The sequence below is a fragment of the Cupriavidus sp. YR651 genome (assembly GCF_900101625.1).
Classification (GTDB): Bacteria; Pseudomonadota; Gammaproteobacteria; order Burkholderiales; family Burkholderiaceae; genus Cupriavidus.
Window position 1 is genome coordinate 677,845 of sequence record NZ_FMYZ01000002.1, and the last position, 17,713, is coordinate 695,557.

18 protein-coding genes are annotated in these 17,713 nt (G+C 63.7%); 16 read left to right on the forward strand and 2 right to left on the reverse strand.

The annotated features are described in order from the left end of the window. Positions 1 to 16 precede the first annotated feature (16 nt). Positions 17 to 247, reverse strand: a complete 231-nt coding sequence (locus tag BLR29_RS09275) for a DUF2061 domain-containing protein (protein ID WP_092136449.1) — start codon at positions 245 to 247, stop codon at positions 17 to 19. Between the two features lie 132 nt (positions 248 to 379). Here BLR29_RS09275 and cmk point away from each other — a divergent pair, with 132 nt between their 5' ends. From cmk to cysM, 11 genes are all read left to right on the forward strand, one after another. After that, entirely contained in the window at positions 380 to 1,042 is a 663-nt protein-coding gene (gene cmk / locus BLR29_RS09280) for a (d)CMP kinase (RefSeq protein WP_092136450.1), read from the forward strand. A 135-nt stretch (positions 1,043 to 1,177) separates the two neighbouring features. Beyond that, on the forward strand, positions 1,178 to 2,872 hold the full coding sequence (rpsA, locus tag BLR29_RS09285) for a 30S ribosomal protein S1 (RefSeq protein ID WP_092136452.1): 1,695 nt from the start codon (positions 1,178 to 1,180) through the stop codon (positions 2,870 to 2,872). Positions 2,873 to 2,902: 30 nt separating this feature from the next. Next, positions 2,903 to 3,325 (forward strand): integration host factor subunit beta, encoded by a 423-nt coding sequence (locus BLR29_RS09290; protein WP_092136454.1) that lies wholly within the window; start codon positions 2,903 to 2,905, stop codon positions 3,323 to 3,325. 234 nt (positions 3,326 to 3,559) lie between these two features. Beyond that, positions 3,560 to 3,883, forward strand: a complete 324-nt coding sequence (locus BLR29_RS09295; protein ID WP_092136456.1) for a LapA family protein — start codon at positions 3,560 to 3,562, stop codon at positions 3,881 to 3,883. Positions 3,884 to 3,886: 3 nt separating this feature from the next. Next, complete coding sequence (lapB, locus tag BLR29_RS09300; RefSeq protein ID WP_092136458.1) at positions 3,887 to 5,116, forward strand: lipopolysaccharide assembly protein LapB; 1,230 nt, start codon at positions 3,887 to 3,889, stop codon at positions 5,114 to 5,116. Between the two features lie 46 nt (positions 5,117 to 5,162). Next, positions 5,163 to 6,536, forward strand: coding sequence for a UDP-glucose dehydrogenase family protein (locus BLR29_RS09305; RefSeq protein ID WP_092136460.1), 1,374 nt, complete (start codon positions 5,163 to 5,165; stop codon positions 6,534 to 6,536). Positions 6,537 to 6,604: 68 nt separating this feature from the next. Then, positions 6,605 to 7,549 carry a D-glycero-beta-D-manno-heptose-7-phosphate kinase gene (rfaE1, locus tag BLR29_RS09310; protein ID WP_092136462.1) on the forward strand — a complete coding sequence of 315 codons (945 nt, stop codon included), beginning with the start codon at positions 6,605 to 6,607 and terminating at the stop codon, positions 7,547 to 7,549. Between the two features lie 27 nt (positions 7,550 to 7,576). Continuing rightward, on the forward strand, positions 7,577 to 8,572 hold the full coding sequence (gene rfaD / locus BLR29_RS09315; protein WP_092136464.1) for an ADP-glyceromanno-heptose 6-epimerase: 996 nt from the start codon (positions 7,577 to 7,579) through the stop codon (positions 8,570 to 8,572). Between the two features lie 186 nt (positions 8,573 to 8,758). After that, a complete protein-coding gene (locus BLR29_RS09320) occupies positions 8,759 to 9,130 on the forward strand; it encodes a ComEA family DNA-binding protein (protein WP_092136466.1) in 372 nt (123 codons plus the stop codon). A gap of 233 nt (positions 9,131 to 9,363) precedes the next feature. Further along, positions 9,364 to 10,677 (forward strand): solute carrier family 23 protein, encoded by a 1,314-nt coding sequence (locus BLR29_RS09325; protein WP_092136468.1) that lies wholly within the window; start codon positions 9,364 to 9,366, stop codon positions 10,675 to 10,677. A gap of 96 nt (positions 10,678 to 10,773) precedes the next feature. Continuing rightward, on the forward strand, positions 10,774 to 11,676 hold the full coding sequence (gene cysM / locus BLR29_RS09330; protein ID WP_092136470.1) for a cysteine synthase CysM: 903 nt from the start codon (positions 10,774 to 10,776) through the stop codon (positions 11,674 to 11,676). 143 nt (positions 11,677 to 11,819) lie between these two features. On the opposite strand, the gene mltB is transcribed toward cysM, so the two are convergent. Continuing rightward, positions 11,820 to 12,926 carry a lytic murein transglycosylase B gene (gene mltB / locus BLR29_RS09335; protein ID WP_092136472.1) on the reverse strand — a complete coding sequence of 369 codons (1,107 nt, stop codon included), beginning with the start codon at positions 12,924 to 12,926 and terminating at the stop codon, positions 11,820 to 11,822. 141 nt (positions 12,927 to 13,067) lie between these two features. Here mltB and BLR29_RS09340 point away from each other — a divergent pair, with 141 nt between their 5' ends. The 5 genes from BLR29_RS09340 to BLR29_RS09360 all read left to right on the forward strand — a co-directional run bounded on the left by BLR29_RS09340 (position 13,068) and on the right by BLR29_RS09360 (position 17,698). Then, on the forward strand, positions 13,068 to 13,991 hold the full coding sequence (locus tag BLR29_RS09340) for a histone deacetylase family protein (protein WP_092136474.1): 924 nt from the start codon (positions 13,068 to 13,070) through the stop codon (positions 13,989 to 13,991). A 217-nt stretch (positions 13,992 to 14,208) separates the two neighbouring features. After that, on the forward strand, positions 14,209 to 15,243 hold the full coding sequence (locus BLR29_RS09345; RefSeq protein WP_092136476.1) for a methionine ABC transporter ATP-binding protein: 1,035 nt from the start codon (positions 14,209 to 14,211) through the stop codon (positions 15,241 to 15,243). Beyond that, positions 15,233 to 15,886 carry a methionine ABC transporter permease gene (locus BLR29_RS09350; protein WP_092136478.1) on the forward strand — a complete coding sequence of 218 codons (654 nt, stop codon included), beginning with the start codon at positions 15,233 to 15,235 and terminating at the stop codon, positions 15,884 to 15,886. Before BLR29_RS09345 ends, BLR29_RS09350 begins: the two co-directional genes overlap by 11 nt. A 45-nt stretch (positions 15,887 to 15,931) precedes the next feature. After that, positions 15,932 to 16,726 carry a MetQ/NlpA family ABC transporter substrate-binding protein gene (locus BLR29_RS09355; protein WP_092136480.1) on the forward strand — a complete coding sequence of 265 codons (795 nt, stop codon included), beginning with the start codon at positions 15,932 to 15,934 and terminating at the stop codon, positions 16,724 to 16,726. A gap of 222 nt (positions 16,727 to 16,948) precedes the next feature. Continuing rightward, positions 16,949 to 17,698, forward strand: coding sequence for an electron transfer flavoprotein subunit beta/FixA family protein (locus BLR29_RS09360; RefSeq protein ID WP_092136482.1), 750 nt, complete (start codon positions 16,949 to 16,951; stop codon positions 17,696 to 17,698). The last annotated feature ends 15 nt before the right edge of the window (positions 17,699 to 17,713 follow it).

Consider the following 17,713-nt stretch of genomic DNA (forward strand, 5'->3'; position numbering starts at 1 on the left):
CAGCTCCGGTCAAATATCAGGCGGCGGCGAGTCGGGCCGCCGCGGGTGCGCGGTTTTCCGTCGCCCGGGCGAGCGCGCGCGCTTCCCGGCGGTTCCAGTACTTGTCGAAGAAGTAGTGGGCTACGGTATTGACGGCTGGCTCGATGAAGGTGATGGCACCGCTGATGGCCAGATTGCCTGTCAACGCATAGGTCACGCTGAAGGCGATGCCCAGGTGCATGATGCCGAAAGTCAGGGTCTTGGCCATGTTAGATTGCCTCGCGTTCGTGGACTTGGCGTCGTGCTTCATGGCGGGGCCATCCCGCACGACTCATGGCCCAGATGATAATAATTCCAAATTGATTTCGACAATCAATAGTTTCTAGCTTTGTAATAAAAAATGACTATTATTGACGTCATCACCATAGATGGCCCTACCGCATCCGGCAAAGGCACGGTGGCGCACAAGGTGGCGGACGCTCTGGCATTTCACCTGCTCGACAGCGGAGCCTTGTACCGTCTGGTGGCCCTGGCGAGCGATCGGGCTGACGTCGACCTGCAGGACGTCGATACCCTTGCAAGAATGGCGGCTCGTCTCGATGTGAAGTTCGGCCCGGACCGGGTCTGGCTGTCTGGCGAGGAGGTCAGCCAGGCGATTCGCCAGGAGGCGATTGGCAACCGTGCGTCGGCAATCGCCGTGCATCAGCCGGTGCGTGATGCGTTGACGGCACTCCAGCGGGGCTTTCGCAAGCTTCCGGGCCTCGTGGCCGACGGCCGCGATATGGGCACGGTGATCTTCCCTGACGCCCGCCTCAAGGTATTCCTGACCGCGAGTGTCGAGGCGCGCGCCCGGAGGCGCTATAAACAATTGATTGATAAGGGAATTTCTGCTAATATCGAAGACCTTTTGCGTGACCTTGAAGCACGCGACGCCCGGGATCGCACCCGGACCGCCGCGCCGCTGCGTCCCGCTGAAGATGCGCAACGGCTCGATACCTCCGAAATGACGGTGGAGGAAGCCGTGGCGCAGGTGCTGGAGTGGTTTGCCGCCGTGCGGCATTGACCGGCCAGCGCCGGCAAGAGCCTGACATCGGAAACATGTCGATGGCAGGTGTTGTTCAACCCAACCCCGCTGCATTGGCAGACTGAGCGCGATCGTCGCGCCGGCCAGCGTACTGCGGATTGCTAACTTACGTTTATGTCCGACCTGCAAACTAACGAATCCTTTGCCGCACTGTTCGAGGAATCTGTCGCCCGCTCCAATATGAAGGCTGGCGAAGTGATCTCCGCTGAAGTCGTGCGCATCGACCACAACTTCGTGGTCGTCAACGCCGGCCTCAAGTCCGAGGCCTTCGTGCCGGTGGAGGAGTTCCTGAACGACCAGGGCGAACTCGAAGTGCAGGCCGGCGACTACGTCTCCGTGGCCATCGACGCGCTCGAGAACGGCTATGGCGACACCATTCTTTCCCGCGACAAGGCCAAGCGCCTGGCATCGTGGCTGAACCTCGAGAAGGCGCTGGAAGACGGCGAAATCATCTCGGGTACCGTGACCGGCAAGGTCAAGGGTGGCCTGACCGTGATGGTCAATGGCATCCGCGCCTTCCTCCCGGGCTCGCTCGTGGACGTGCGTCCGATCAAGGACACCACGCCGTACGAAGGCAAGACCCTGGAATTCAAGGTCATCAAGCTGGACCGCAAGCGTAACAACGTCGTGCTGTCGCGTCGCGCCGTGGTGGAAGCCACCCTGGGCGAAGAGCGCCAGAAGCTGATGGAAACGCTGAAGGAAGGCGCCATCGTCAACGGTATCGTCAAGAACATCACCGACTACGGCGCGTTCGTGGACCTGGGTGGTATCGACGGTCTGCTGCACATCACCGACCTGGCATGGCGTCGCGTGCGTCACCCGAGCGAAGTGCTGTCGGTTGGCCAGGAAATCACCGCCAAGATCCTCAAGTTCGACCAAGAGAAGAACCGCGTCTCGCTGGGCGTGAAGCAACTGGGCGAAGATCCGTGGGTGGGCATCTCGCGTCGCTACCCGCAAGGCACCCGCCTGTTCGGCAAGGTGACCAACCTGACCGACTACGGCGCATTCGTCGAGATCGAAGCCGGCATCGAAGGTCTGGTGCACGTGTCCGAAATGGACTGGACCAACAAGAACGTGGCGCCGTCGAAGGTTGTCCAGCTGGGCGACGAAGTGGAAGTCATGGTCCTGGATATCGACGAAGACAAGCGTCGTATCAGCCTGGGCATGAAGCAGTGCAAGGCCAATCCGTGGGACGATTTCAGCCGTAACCACAAGAAGGGCGACAAGCTGTCGGGCCAGATCAAGTCGATCACCGACTTTGGCGTGTTCATCGGTCTGCCTGGCGGCATCGACGGCCTGGTGCACCTGTCCGACCTGTCCTGGCAAGAGACCGGCGAAGAGGCCGTGCGCAAGTACAAGAAGGGCGACGAAGTGGAAGCCGTGGTACTGGGCATCGACGTCGACAAGGAACGCATCTCGCTGGGCATCAAGCAGCTGTCGGGCGATCCGTTCAACAACTTCATCTCGGCCAACGACAAGGGCTCGCTCGTGACCGGCGTCATCAAGGCCGTGGACCCGAAGGGCGCCGTGGTGCAGCTGGCTGACGACGTGGAAGGCTACCTGCGTGCTTCGGAAATCTCCGCTGACCGCGTGGAAGATGCCCGCAACGTGCTGAAGGAAGGCGAACAGATCACCGCCCTGGTGGTGAACGTCGACCGCAAGTCGCGCAACATCAACCTGTCGATCAAGGCCAAGGACAATGTAGAGCAGCAGGAAGCGATGCAGAAGTTCCAGGCTGACACCGGCACGGCTGGCACGACCAACCTCGGCGCGCTGCTGAAGGCCAAGCTCGGCCAGGACAACCAGTAATCGCAAGCGCCCGCGTCCGCGAGACCGCCCATGACCAAGTCCGAGCTCGTCGAAAAACTGGCTGCCCGTTTCCCGCAGTTGCTGCTGCGGGATGCGGACATCTCGGTGAAAACGATTCTCGACGCGATGTCCGAGGCGTTGGCCGATGGCCACCGTATCGAGATTCGCGGCTTCGGCAGCTTCGGTCTGAATCGGCGGCCTCCGCGCGTGGGTCGCAACCCCAAGTCCGGCGAACGTGTGCTGGTGCCCGAAAAGCGGGTCCCGCACTTCAAGGCGGGCAAGGAGTTGCGCGAACGGGTTGACCGTAGCCTCGCTCCGTCTCAGGGCAGCGTCGTGACCGGCAACGGTCAGGCGACGCACGGCAAGGTGGGCCAGTCGCTGGCTCCGTCGCAGTCTTCGGCCTCGGCCGGTGCACTGCACGAGGACAGCCAGCTTAATCTGGTCCGGTCCTGACGATGCGTGGCGGCGCATACCGCTCGCTTCGATCTGCAAAGCTGTTGGAAAGCGCTCCTCCGGGAGCGCTTTTTCGTTGGCAATGCGTTGGCGGCGCCACTCGGGGCGGTGCGACCAAAGGTTACCGTCTGCAATAAGTGATTCCGTTACAATGCCGGGAATCCGTCGCCGGTGCCCTGACGCGCGAACGCACGGTCGGGGTGTCCCCGTTTTCGTCTCGATGGCAGTCACTGCATGAAACTTGTCGCCTGGATTTTCCGCATCGTCCTGTTCGCCCTGCTGTTCGTGCTGGCCTTGCGCAACACAGACGATGCTTCCCTGCAGCTGTTCTTCGGTGCAGTCTGGCATGCCCCGCTGATCCTGATCCTGCTGGCTGCGTTTGGCCTGGGAATCGTTGCGGCCCTCGCGGCCGTGGCGCCAGGGCTGATGCGGCAGCGCATGGAGGCTGCGCGGCTGCGCCGGGCGCTGGGAGAGGCGCGCGCGCCTGCGCCCACCGACAGCGTGCCGCCTGAAGCCAAGCCCGGTGTCCCCTATAACGTAGTCGGTCCGAAAGTCTGACCCATGATGTTTGAATCCTGGTGGCTGCTAGCGCTGCCACTTGTCTTTGGCCTTGGCTGGATGGCCGCGCGCTTTGATCTGCGCCAGTTGATCAGCGAGCAGGGCGCACTGCCGCGCTCGTATTTCAAAGGCCTCAATTTCCTGCTTAACGAGCAACCGGATCAGGCGATCGATGCATTTGTCGAAGTCGCCCGGCTGGACCCGGAAACCACTGAACTCCACTTTGCGCTGGGGGCTCTGTTCCGCCGTCGCGGTGAGACCGAGCGTGCTATCCGCGTGCACCAGAACCTGGCTACCCGGCCAGACCTGCCAGAACCCGAACGCGAGCATGCGTTGTATGAACTGGGCCAGGACTTCCTGCGCGCCGGTTTGCTCGATCGTGCCGAAGAATCGCTGCGGCGCCTGATGTCCGGGCCGTATGCGGTCTCCGCCAAGCGCGTGCTGCTGGAGCTTTACGAAGTCGAGAAGGAATGGCAGAAAGCCATCGACGCCGCGCGCGAGCTGCAGACGCTGGAGCAGAAGGACTACCGTGTGCAGATCGCCCAGTTCTGCTGCGAGCTGGCACAAGACGCGCTGCAGAAGAAGCGCCCCGAGGATGCCATCAGCTGGCTGCGCCGCGCCTCCGAGGAAAATCCCGCCAATGTGCGGGCGCCGATGCTGCTTGGTGACGTGGCCGCCACGGCCGGCGATGCCCGCGGCGCGCTGAATCACTGGCTCGGCATCGAGTCGCAAGATGCCGCGTACCTGCCGCTGGTGGCCGATCGCGTGGTCAAGGCATACGCCACGCTCGGTGAGCAGGGCCAGGCCCTCGACTGGTTGCGTGGCCTGTTGCAGGGCAATCTGGCGCCCGAACTACTCGATACCGCCTATCGCACCGAGTTGGACGTCAACGGGCCCGTTGCAGCCGCCGCGCTGATGCGCGATCAGCTGCGTCGCCAGCCGACGCTGCTGGCCTTGACGAAGTATTTCGAGGCGCAGGCCGCCGAGATGCAATCGCTGGAGACCGTTGCGACCGAAGGCGGCGCGGTAGCCACGACCGGTGACGATGCGACCGCGGAGGGGCAAGGCAAAGAGACCGCGGCCATTCGCGATCTACTGCAGCTACGCACCCGCAACCTGGCCCGCTATACCTGTCGCGAGTGTGGTTTCCGTGCGCGCCTGTTCTACTGGCAATGCCCCGGCTGCAATCGCTGGGAAACCTATGCGCCGCGCCGTTCCGAAGCGCTCGGCTAAATCCGCCTGACGCGACTGAGACCCTCCCTGTATTGGAGCTTCTGCTATGAAAGTCACGATTATCGGTAGCGGCTATGTTGGCCTGGTTACCGGTGCCTGCCTGGCCGAACTCGGCAATTCCGTGTTCTGCCTCGATGTCGATGAAAAGAAAATTGCGCTGCTGAATGCCGGCGGCGTACCAATTTACGAACCCGGCCTGAAGGAGCTGATCGAGCGCAATCGCGCCGCCGGCCGCCTGACGTTCTCCACGGATGTCGCCGCCAGCGTGGAGCATGCCGATGTGCAGTTCATCGCCGTCGGCACACCGCCGGATGAAGATGGTTCCGCCGACCTCCAATACGTGCTCGCCGCCGCGCGCAACATCGGCCGTCACATGACCGGTTTCAAGGTCGTGGTGGACAAGTCGACCGTGCCAGTGGGCACTGGCGATCGCGTGACCGCCGTGATTCGCGAGGAACTGGCCGCACGCGGCCTGGAAGACCTGCAGTTCTCCGTGGTGTCGAACCCCGAGTTCCTGAAGGAAGGTGCCGCGGTGGAAGATTTCATGCGGCCGGACCGCATCGTGCTGGGCTGCGCGCCGGACGCGGCAGGCCGCCATGCGCAGGCCATCATGCGCCAGCTCTACTCGCCGTTCAACCGCAATCACGAGCGCACGTTCTATATGGACGTCCGCTCGGCCGAATTCACCAAGTACGCCGCCAACTCGATGCTGGCCACGCGGATCTCGTTCATGAACGAACTGGCCAACCTGGCCGACCAGGTCGGCGCCGACATCGAACTGGTGCGCCTGGGCATCGGCTCCGACCCGCGCATTGGCTACAGCTTCCTCTACGCCGGGGCCGGCTACGGCGGCTCCTGTTTCCCGAAGGACGTGCAGGCGCTGATGCGCACGGCCAGCGCGCATGGCAAGCCGATGCGTGTGCTGGAGGCGGTCGAAGCGGTCAATGATGCCCAGAAGCAGGTGCTGGCCAACAAGGTGATCAAGCGTTTCGGCGAAGACCTGACCGGCAAGACGTTTGGCGTCTGGGGCCTGGCGTTCAAGCCGAATACCGACGACATGCGCGAGGCACCGTCCCGCGTGCTGGCCCGGGAACTGGTTTCGCGCGGCGCCTCGCTGCGCGTGCACGATCCCGTGGCGATGGAAGAAGCCCGCCGCGTGATCGAGGCCGACCTGGCCGACATTCCCGGCGGCATGGCGCGGGTACACTTCTGCGACGCGCAGATGGATGTCCTGCGCGACGCTGACGCGCTGGTGATCGTGACCGAGTGGAAGGTGTTCCGCAGCCCCGATTTCGCGCAGATTCGCGGCTTGCTGAAAACGCCGGTCATCGTCGATGGTCGTAACCTCTATGAGCCCGATGCGATGGCCGAGGCCGGCATCGAGTATCACGCGATCGGGCGTTCCACCTCGAATCGCTGACACGTTCAACCCGCGTATCCAGACCGCCGCGCCATGACCTGGCGCGGCGGCTTCGCAAAGGGAAGTTCATGAGCAAGAACCCGATTCCGCAGGACCAGATCCGACAATCTCACGTACTGGTGGTGGGCGACATGATGCTCGACCGCTACTGGTTTGGCGACGTCGAGCGCATTTCGCCCGAGGCTCCCGTGCCCGTCGTGCGAATCAAGCGCAGCGACGAGCGCCTGGGCGGCGCCGCCAACGTGGCGCGCAACGCCGCCGCGCTGGGCGCAAGAGTGGGAATGCTGGGCGTGGTGGGCGACGACGAGCCCGGACGCACGCTGGAGGCGCTGCTGGCCGAAAGCCATGTGCAGCCTTACCTGCATCGAGATGCCAGCCTCAACACCACCATCAAGCTGCGCGTGGTGGCGCACCAGCAGCAGTTGCTGCGCGTCGATTTCGAAAATGCGCCCGCGACGGAAGTGCTGGCTTCGGTACAGGATCGTTTCAACAGCCTGTTGACGGACTACCGGGTGCTGGTGCTGTCCGATTATGGCAAGGGCGGCCTGACGCACGTAGGCCGCATGGTCGACGCCGGTCGCGCGGCGGGCTGCGCCGTGCTGATCGATCCGAAGGGCGACGACTATTCACGCTATCGCGGGGCCACACTGATTACGCCCAATCGCGCCGAGATGCGTGCCGTCGTCGGCGCCTGGAAGACCGAGGCCGACCTGACGATCCGCGCCCAGAACCTGCGCCGCGAACTCCAGCTGGAAGCCCTGCTGCTGACGCGGTCGGAAGAGGGCATGACGCTCTACACCGAGGCGGAAGTCCTGCACGTCTCGGCCCAGGCCCGTGAGGTCTATGATGTATCGGGGGCTGGCGACACCGTGATCGCCACGCTGGCCACCATGATCGGCGCAGGTGTGCCGCTCAAGGAGGCCGTCCAGCACGCCAACCGTGCCGGCAGCATCGTCGTGGGCAAGCTGGGTACCGCCGTTGTCACTTATTCCGAACTGTTCGGCGCTGCCTGACGCGCGCCCATCGCCCCTGTATCCATCATGACCATCATCGTGACCGGCGCCGCCGGCTTTATCGGCAGCAACCTCGTCAAAGGCCTGAACGAACGTGGCGAGACGAATATCGTCGCCGTGGACAACCTGACACGCGCCGAGAAATTCAACAACCTCGTTGACTGCGAAATTGCCGACTACCTCGACAAGGAGGACTTCGTCGCCCGCTTTGCGCGCGGCGACTTCGGCAAGGTGCGTGCGGTCTTCCATGAAGGCGCCTGCTCCGACACCATGGAGACCGACGGCCGCTACATGATGGACAACAACTACCGCTACACGCTGGCGTTGATGGAAGCATGCCTGGAGCAGGGCACGCAGTTCCTCTACGCGTCGTCGGCGGCGACGTATGGTGCGTCGACAATGTTCCGCGAGGACCGCGAGTATGAAAAGCCGCTGAATGTCTACGGCTACTCCAAGTTCCTGTTCGACCAGGTGGTGCGCCGTCGATTGCCGTCGGCGCATTCGCAGATCGTGGGCTTCCGCTACTTCAACGTGTACGGACCGCGTGAATTCCACAAGGGCCGCATGGCATCCGTGGCGTTCCACCACTTCAATCAGTTCCGCGCGGAAGGAACGGTCAAGCTCTTCGGTGAGTACAACGGCTACGCGCCCGGCACGCAGAGCCGCGACTTCGTCTCCGTCGAGGACGTGGTCAAGGTGAACCTGCATTTCCTGGACCACCCGGAAAAATCCGGCATCTTCAACCTGGGTACGGGCAGGTCGCAGCCGTTCAATGACATCGCCATGTCGGTCGTCAACGCGCTGCGCGAAATCGACGACAAGCCGCCCCTGACGCTGGAAGAGCTGGTGCAGGAAGGGCTGGTCGAGTACGTCAAGTTTCCCGATGCGCTGCGCGGCAAATACCAGTGCTTCACGCAGTCCGATGTGTCGCGGCTGCGCGCGGCCGGGTACACCGCGCCATTCCTCACGGTCCAGGAAGGCGTGTCGCGTTACTGCAAGTGGTTGCTGGAACGCAACGCCTGAAGCCGTTTCGGACGTTTCCGACCCGCAACCGCAACAAGCCGGTTGCGGTCCGCCACACAACCGCGCGGGGGTTGTGAACCTTTGTGGCAAGCCGTTTCCGACGGCTGCGCACGCTCCTATCCTGACTGTCCCTCACTGCCATCCCGGCGGTGGGGCAGTCACCAGAAACGGAAAGGAGTCTCCCAGATGCGCAAGTCTTCTGATCATCGTTCGTTCAATACTTCCCTCTTTCGATGCATTCGCCGCGCGGGCGCGGTCCTGGCCATGTCGGTCGCGATCGCCGGCACGGCCTACGCCGAGGTTGACGTCAACGCGGCCGACGAGGCGGCGCTGACCGCGGTCAAGGGCATCGGCCCGGCCACCGCAAAGCGCATTGTCGAAGAACGCGGCAAGGGTGGTGCGTTCAAGGATGCCAACGACCTGGCAGACCGCGTGCCGGGCGTCGGGCCCAAGTCCGTGGCCAACCTGCAGGAAGCCGGGTTGTCATTCGGCAAGACGGCGGCGACGGCGGCGGTAGCCCGCAAGGACACCAAGCCGGCGCCGAAGGCCCAGCGCTGAGGCCAGCGCCTCGCTCCGGGGTCAACAACGCGGGGTTGGTATGCGTTGTGCTTGATTGACGACCGGCGCCACCCCGCCGGCCGTCTCGCGGTACGCGAACGCGCGGAGTATCATGCGCAACGCTGCTGGCGGCAGCGCCTGCCGCATCGCGCAATACAGCAATTCCATCCAACAACGACACCACGAATGGGCCGGGCCTCTGCAGGCCTGGTCATTGAAAGGGAGAGAAAAACATGGCGAATGGCGAGGACGCGGGCTTCCTGCCGACCTGGCGGCTCAAGACCGAGGGCGTGATCGGTCCGGATGAGCGGTTACCCGCAGGGCAGACGCTGCTGGCCGGGGTCCAGCATGTGGTGGCGATGTTCGGTTCGACCGCCATCGCGCCGATCCTGATGGGCTTCAATCCGAATATCGCCATCTTGTTCTCGGGCATTGGCACGCTGATCTTCTTCCTGTGCGTGCGCGGCCGGGTGCCAAGCTACCTGGGATCGAGCTTTGCGTTCATCGCCGTGGTGATTGCGGCCACGGGCTACGCGGGTAGCGGCCCCAATCCGAACATTCCCGTCGCGCTGGGCGGAATCATTGCGGCCGGCGCCGTCTACACCGTCATCGGCCTGATCGTCCAGGCGGCAGGCTATGCATGGGTGGAGAAGCTGATGCCGCCGGTGGTAACGGGCGCGATCGTCGCCGCCATCGGCCTGAACCTGGCCCCGGTGGCCGTCAGGGCCGTCAGCGGCGCGCCGCTGGACACCTGGATCGGCTTGCTGACCGTGCTGGCCGTGGGACTGATCGCCGTGCGCGCGCCCGGCATGGTGGGCCGACTGCCGGTTCTGCTGGGCGGACTGGCCGGCTATGTCGCGTACTACGTCACCACCAACATCATGGGCCTGGGCAAGGCCATCGATTTCTCTGGCGTGGTCGCGGCCAGCTGGTTCGGCCTGCCGGCGTTCGCGGCGCCGGTGTTCGTGCCGAGTGCGATGCTGCTGATCGCACCAGTTGCCATCGTGCTGGTGGCAGAGAATTTGGGCCACATCAAGGCGATCGGTGTGATGACGGGACGCAATCTCGACCCTTACATCGGCCGCGCCTTCATCGGCGATGGCGTGGCGACGATGCTGTCCGCCACCGGGGGTGGCACCGGCGTGACCACCTACGCCGAAAACATGGGCGTGATGGCCGTGACGAAGATCTATTCGACACTGATCTTCGTGGTGGCTGCCGCAGTGGCCATCCTGCTGGGATTCTCGCCCAAGTTCGGTGCGCTGATCCTGACGATTCCCGGTCCCGTGATCGGTGGCCTGACAATCGTTGTGTTCGGCCTGATTTCGGCCACCGCTGGCCGGATCTGGGTGCAGAACCACGTGGATTTCTCAAGCTCTCGCAATCTGATCACCGTAGGTGCCACGCTGACCGTGGCGGCCGGCGATCTGACGCTCAAGCTGGGTGGCATGACGCTGGGCGGCATCGGGACGGCCACCTTCGGTGCCATTCTGCTGTATCACCTGCTGGGCAAGGGCCGGACCGAAGAGCAGAGCCTGACGCACTGACCGGGGTCTGGCGGGGGCGGGTGCAATGCCCGCCCTGGCGATGCGGGTAACGTGGGTGCATTACAATGGCCTGCGAAAACTGACTCTCCCCGCACCATGGCCTACAAAACGATTGAAGACACCATCGGCAATACGCCGCTGGTCCGACTCCAGCGCATCCCCGGCGCCGCCATCGACGCGCGCGGTAATACGATTCTCGGCAAGCTCGAAGGCAACAATCCGGCTGGTTCCGTCAAGGACCGCCCGGCATTGTCGATGATCCGTCGTGCGGAGGAGCGTGGCCGCATCAAGCCCGGCGATACGCTGATCGAGGCGACTTCCGGCAACACCGGCATTGCCCTGGCCATGGCCGCCGCCATCCGCGGCTATCGCATGGTGCTGATCATGCCCGAGGATCTGAGCCTGGAGCGCCGTCAGAGCATGGCGGCCTACGGGGCGGAGATCATCCTCACGCCAGTCAAGGGCGGCATGGAATACGCGCGTGACCTCGCGGACGCCATGGAGCGCGAAGGCAAGGGCGTGATCCTCGACCAGTTTGCCAATCCGGATAACCCGCTGGCCCACTACGAGACCACCGGCCCGGAAATCTGGCAGGAAACGGAAGGCCGCATCACGCACTTCGTGTCGGCAATGGGTACCACCGGCACCATTACCGGTGTCTCGCGCTACCTGAAGGAAAAAAATCCCGCGATCCAGATCATCGGTGCCCAGCCGGCGGAAGGTTCGCGTATCCCCGGCATCCGCAAGTGGCCGGAAGCCTACCTGCCGAAGATCTACGATCCGAAGTTCATCGATCGCCAGGAGCCGGTGAGCCAGGCCGATGCCGAGCACATGGCCAGGCGCATGGCGCGCGAGGAGGGCATTTTCTGCGGGATCTCGGCCGCCGGCGCGCTGTGCGTGGCGCTGCAGATTGCCGAGGAGGTGGAGAATGCCACGATCGTGTTCGTGGTCTGCGACCGCGGCGACCGCTACCTGTCGACGGGCGTTTTCCCGGCCTGACAGCCCGAGCGAGCGTGCCCGGTGAGCGGGGATGGTCTTGCTGACCGACGCCTGTCGAACGAAGTCAGCGGCCGCCGCGCCGCCCAGTCAGTTCAAACTGCCCGCGCCATGCGGGCAGTTTGCTTTTCGGGCTCGTCAGCCCATCAGCCCATTGCCGCCTTCACTGCCTCACCCAGTTGATATACCGCCAGCGCGTAGAAGAAGCTGCGGTTATAGCGGGTGAGCACGTAGAAATTGCGCAAGCCGATCATGTACTCGGTCGGCTGGTCGGGCGTGGGCAGGTCGACGACCAGTACGCCGGTTTCGCCTTCACGGTTGACGTCGATGGGCTCGTCCACGCGCAGGCCTGCACGCGTCAGCTGATTCAGCGTGCGGGTCGGCCACGGTTCGCCATCCGCTGCGGCGGTGGCGATGCCCCGGCTGCCGTCGTCGCCCGCGATGCGCCAGACGACCGGACGGCCCTGTTCCCAGCCATGCAGCTGCAGGAAGCGACCCACGCTGCCGATGGCGTCGGTCGGGCTGTTGCGCAGGTCGACGTGGCCGTCGTTGTCATAGTCGATCGCGTACTCGCGCAGGCTGGTCGGCATGAACTGCGGAATGCCGACAGCACCAGCGAACGAACCCAGCACCGAGTACACGTCGGTCTTTGTCTCGCGGCACCAGAGCAGGTAGTCGGCCAGCTGGTCACGGAACAGTTTGGTGCGTGACTCGCGGTTGGGCGTATCGGGATAGTCGAAGGCCAGCGTGGAAAGGGAGTCGAGCACGCGGAACGTGCCCATGTCGCGCCCGTAGATGGTTTCCACGCCGATGATGCCGACGATGACCGATGCCGGTACGCCGAACTCGGCCTCCGCGCGGCGAAGCGTGTCGCGGTGCTGCTGCCAGAAGCGGACGCCGGCGTTGATGCGGATCGGCTCGATGAAGCGCGAGCGATACGCGCGCCAGCTCTTCTTGCCCGGCGTGGCCGGCGGCATGATCAACCGGGACACCGTGGCCGAATACACGGCCTGGCTGAACCACGTGTCGAGCTCGGCCCGCTGAAAACCGTGGCGTGCCACCATGTCGTCGATGAACGCGCGGGTTTGCGGATGATTCTGATAGCGGCCCGGTTCGATTTCTTCCTCCCGGACGCTCACGCGGCGTTTGCCGGCGGCGAGGAGCTGAGGAGAAACGCCGCACAGGCCCAATGCGGCAGCGGTGAGTGCGGCGCCCATCAGCGGGCGGCGCAAGGAACGCTGTTTGTCGGTCATGTTGTCCTTTGCAAGTCGCACCGAGTATAGCGGATGGCATGGACGCCACGGCCCGCATCCCGGCCCACATCCCGGTCCACGCAGGCCCGGCACGTCCTGTGCTAACGTAACGTTTGGAGACAAACTTGACCCACAACGACAATGCCAACGGGCTACTACACACACCCGGCGTTCCTGTTGCACGAGATGGGACATTTCCATCCTGAGTGCCCGGAACGACTGCAGGCGATCGAGGACCATCTGATCTCGCATGGGATGGATGGTCTTCTGGACCGGCGCGACGCCCCGGCCGCGACAGAAGAGCAGATCGAGCGGGTGCACCGGCCGGACTATGTGGCCAGCCTGGCCACCGTGAGTCCGGTCAGCGGCTACCATCCGATCGACCCGGACACGACGATGAACCGCCACACGCTGACCGCCGCCACGCATGCGGCTGGCGCGGCGGTGGCGGCCACCGACGCCGTGATTGCCGGCGAGCTGGAGAATGCGTTCTGCTGCGTGCGGCCGCCGGGACACCATGCCGAGCCCGATCGCGCGATGGGGTTCTGCTTTTTCAATAACGTCGCGATTGCCGCCCGACATGCGCTGGCCGCGCACGGACTGGCGCGCGTGGCGATCATCGATTTCGACGTCCATCACGGCAACGGCACCGAGGCCGCATTCCGCGGCGATCCGCAGGTGCTGATGTGCAGCTTCTTCCAGCATCCGTTCTATCCGTACAGCGGCACGGAGCATATCGCCTCCAACATGTCGAACATCCCGCTGCCGGCCTATTCCAATGGCATGGCGGTACGTGAGGTGGTGGAGACGATCTGGCTGCCACGCCTGAATGAGTTCAAGCCGGAGATGCTGTTTATCTCCGCCGGCTTCGATGCGCACCGGGAGGACGACCTCGGGCAGATGGGGCTGGTGGAGCAGGACTACGCCTGGATGACCGAGCGGCTGGTCGAAGTGGCGCGTGCCTATGGCAAGGGCCGCATCGTCAGTTGCCTGGAAGGGGGCTACAACCTCAGCGCGCTGGCCCGCAGCGTCCTGGCTCACCTGAAGGTATTGGTGGAGAGCTGATCACGCGGTGGATGGGGTGGAAAATGAGACGCCAAGACCTCAATTTGTGGCGAATTGGCGTCCAAAAGCCACGCTATATGCCGTCAGCGCATAAAGCCATCGAAAAATTCTCGTTTGAGGTATGAAGCGGATCGCATAAAATGCGGGCTTCAGAAAAATAATGAGCGGCAACAACGCAGGAGACCCCGCGCTGTTGCCGTTTTCTTTTCCTCTTTCCATGATCGAACTGCAAGGACTCTCGCAGCGATTCCCCGGCGGGTCGGGGGAAGTGCATGCACTGCGGGACGTCAGTCTCTCCATCGCGCCTGGCGAGGTCTTCGGCATCATCGGCCGTAGCGGCGCCGGCAAGAGCACGCTGGTGCGTGCCATCAACCTGCTGAACCGGCCGACCAGCGGTCGTGTGATCGTCGACGGGCAGGACCTCACCACGCTCGACAACGGCGCGCTGCGCGAGGCTCGCCGCGAGATCGGCATGATCTTCCAGCACTTCAACCTGCTGTCGTCGCGTACCGTCTATGACAACGTGGCGCTGCCGCTGGAGCTTGCAGGCAAGTCGCGCGACGAGATCGCCGCGACGGTGCTGCCGCTGCTGGAACTGGTTGGCCTGTCGGCGCTGCGCGACCGCTATCCCGCGCAGATCAGCGGCGGCCAGAAGCAGCGCGTAGGCATCGCCCGCGCGCTGGCTAGCAAGCCGAAGGTGCTGCTGTCCGACGAAGCGACCTCGGCGCTGGATCCGGAAACCACACGCGCGATCCTGGATCTGCTCAAGCAGATCAATCGCGAGCTGGGCCTGACCATCGTCATGATCACGCACCAGATGGAAGTGATCAAACAGGTCTGCGATCGCGTGGCCGTGCTGGAAGCCGGGCAGGTGGTGGAGAGCGGACGAGTGATCGATGTTTTCCTGCGCCCGCAGCACGAGGTCACGCGCGCGATGATCGGCGACGTGATCGCGCAGGAACTGCCGGCGAGCGTGCTCAGGCGCGTGGAAAGCCGCCTCGGCAACGGTCGCGACCATGTCTATCGCCTCGCCTTCACGGGCGATAACGTGGACCAGCCGGTGCTGGCCCAGGCGATCCGCCAGCACGGGCTGGACTTCAACATCCTCCACGGCCACATCGACGAGATCCAGGGGCAGGCCTTTGGCTCGCTGGCGATCATGGCGACGGGCGAACCGGCCGACGTGCGCGCGGCCATGGGCTATCTGCAGGCGCAAGGCGTTCTGGTGGAGGAGATCGAACATGTGGTCTGAAATGTTTGACCTGTTCCTGGCCTCGTTTGGCGAGACCCTGCTGATGGTGAGCATCTCCGGCGTGGTGGGCGCGCTGTTTGGCGTGCCGCTGGGCGTGCTGCTGCATCTGACCAACCGTGGCGGCGTGGTGTCGCATCCGCTGTTCAACCGCACGATCGGTGTGGTTGTGAATGCGGTGCGCTCGATTCCGTTCATCATCCTGCTGGTGGTGGTGATCCCGTTCACGCGCTTTATCGTCGGCTCGTCGATCGGCACGACCGCGGCCGTGGTGCCGCTGACGATCGCCGCGATTCCGTTCATCGCGCGCCTGGTGGAAGCCGCGCTGCGCGAAGTGGACAAGGGCCTGGTGGAAGCCGCGCAGTCGATGGGCGCCACCACCGGGCAGATTGTCTGGAAGGTGCTGCTGCCCGAGGCGATGCCGGGCATCGTGGCGGGCCTCACCATCACGTTCGTGAGCCTGGTTGGCTATTCGGCCATGGCCGGCGCCATCGGCGGCGGCGGGCTGGGCGACTTGGGCATCCGCTACGGCTACCAACGCTACATCACCGAGGTCATGGTCGCCGTGGTGGTGATCCTGATCGTCTTCGTGCAGGCCGTGCAGAGCTTTGGCGACTGGCTGGTCCGCCGCATCAGCCACCGCTGACTACGTCATTCCACATACATAACAGGGAACAAGGGGTACATCGAAATGCAACGTCGCAATTTGCTCAAGACCGCCATCGTGGCGCTGGGTGTGGTGGTGTCCGCTGGCGCCTTCGCGCAAGACAAGCCGATCAAGGTTGGCGTGACTGGCGGCCCGCACGCCCAGATCATGGAGCAGGTGAAGAAGGTGGCGGCCAAGGATGGCCTGAATATTCAGGTGGTGGAATTCAGCGACTACATCCAGCCGAACGCGGCGCTGGCCGCCGGTGACCTGGACGCCAACAGCTACCAGCACCTGCCGTACCTGGAAGCCCAGATCAAGGATCGCGGCTACAAGTTCACGCACATCGGCTTCACGGTGACGTTTCCGATGGGTGTCTACTCGAAGAAGGTGAAGTCGCTCGACCAACTGAAGCAGGGTGCCCGCGTGGGCGTGCCGAATGACCCGACCAACGGCGGCCGCGGCCTGCTGCTGCTGCAGGCGAAGGGCCTGATCAAGCTTCGCCCGGATGCCGGCCTGAAGGCCACGCCGCTCGACATCGTCGAGAACCCGAAGAAGATCAAGATTGTGGAACTGGACGCCGCGCAACTGCCGCGTTCGCTGGACGATCTGGACGCCGCCGCGATCAACGGCAACTACGCGGAATCGGCTGGCCTGTCGCCGACGCGTGACGCAATCGCCACGGAAGGTCCGAAGGGTCCCTACGCCAACCTGATCGCCATCCGCGAAGCCGACAAGAACAAGCCGTGGGTCGCCAAGCTCGTGAAGGCCTACCATTCGCCGGAAGTGAAGCAGTACATCGCGAACACCTACAAGGAATCCGTGATCACCGCATGGTGATTGCCGCCGGGCAGGTTTTCGAGGTTTTCATCCAAACTCTGTGCGCGCAGGGCATCCTGCGGCACAATGGGTGAACTTTTTATGGATTGCCGGGCTATGCCCGGCAATTCTTTGCCTATAAAATAGTACGATCGTTCGAAAAACAAAAGCGCCGCCACCCCGGTGGTTATAATGGCGAGCGATTCAAATCTTTGGACTATCAGCTATCAGTGGAGTGAGCGCATGAAAGTACTCGTCGCAGTCAAGCGGGTGGTGGACTACAACGTCAAGGTCCGCGTGAAGTCGGATGGCACGGGCGTCGACCTGGCCAATGTCAAGATGAGCATGAACCCGTTCGACGAAATCGCCGTGGAAGAGGCCGTGCGCCTGAAGGAAGCTGGCGTCGTCACCGAGGTTATCGCCGTGTCGTGCGGCGTGACGCAATGCCAGGAAACCCTGCGCACCGCGATGGCCATCGGCGCCGACCGCGGCATCCTGGTGGAGTCGAATGAAGACCTTCAGCCGCTGGCCGTGGCCAAGCTGCTCAAGGCCCTGATCGACAAGGAGCAGCCGCAACTGGTGATCCTGGGCAAGCAGGCCATCGACGACGACTCGAACCAGACCGGCCAGATGGTGGCTGCGCTGGCGGGCCTGCCGCAAGCGACGTTCGCCTCGAAGGTGGTTGTCGCTGACGGCAAGGCTTCGGTGACGCGTGAAGTGGATGGCGGTCTGGAAACGCTGTCGGTGAAGCTGCCGGCCGTGGTGACCACCGACCTGCGCCTGAACGAGCCGCGCTACGTGACGCTGCCGAACATCATGAAGGCCAAGAAGAAGCCGCTGGACATCGTGAAGCCGGAAGACCTCGGCGTTGACGTCAAGCCGCGCCTGGCCACCGTCAAGGTGGTGGAGCCTGCCAAGCGCAGTGCTGGCGTGATGGTGCCGGACGTAGCCACGCTGGTGCAAAAGCTGAAGTCTGAAGCCAAGGTTATCTGAGCGCGGGGAGAGAAA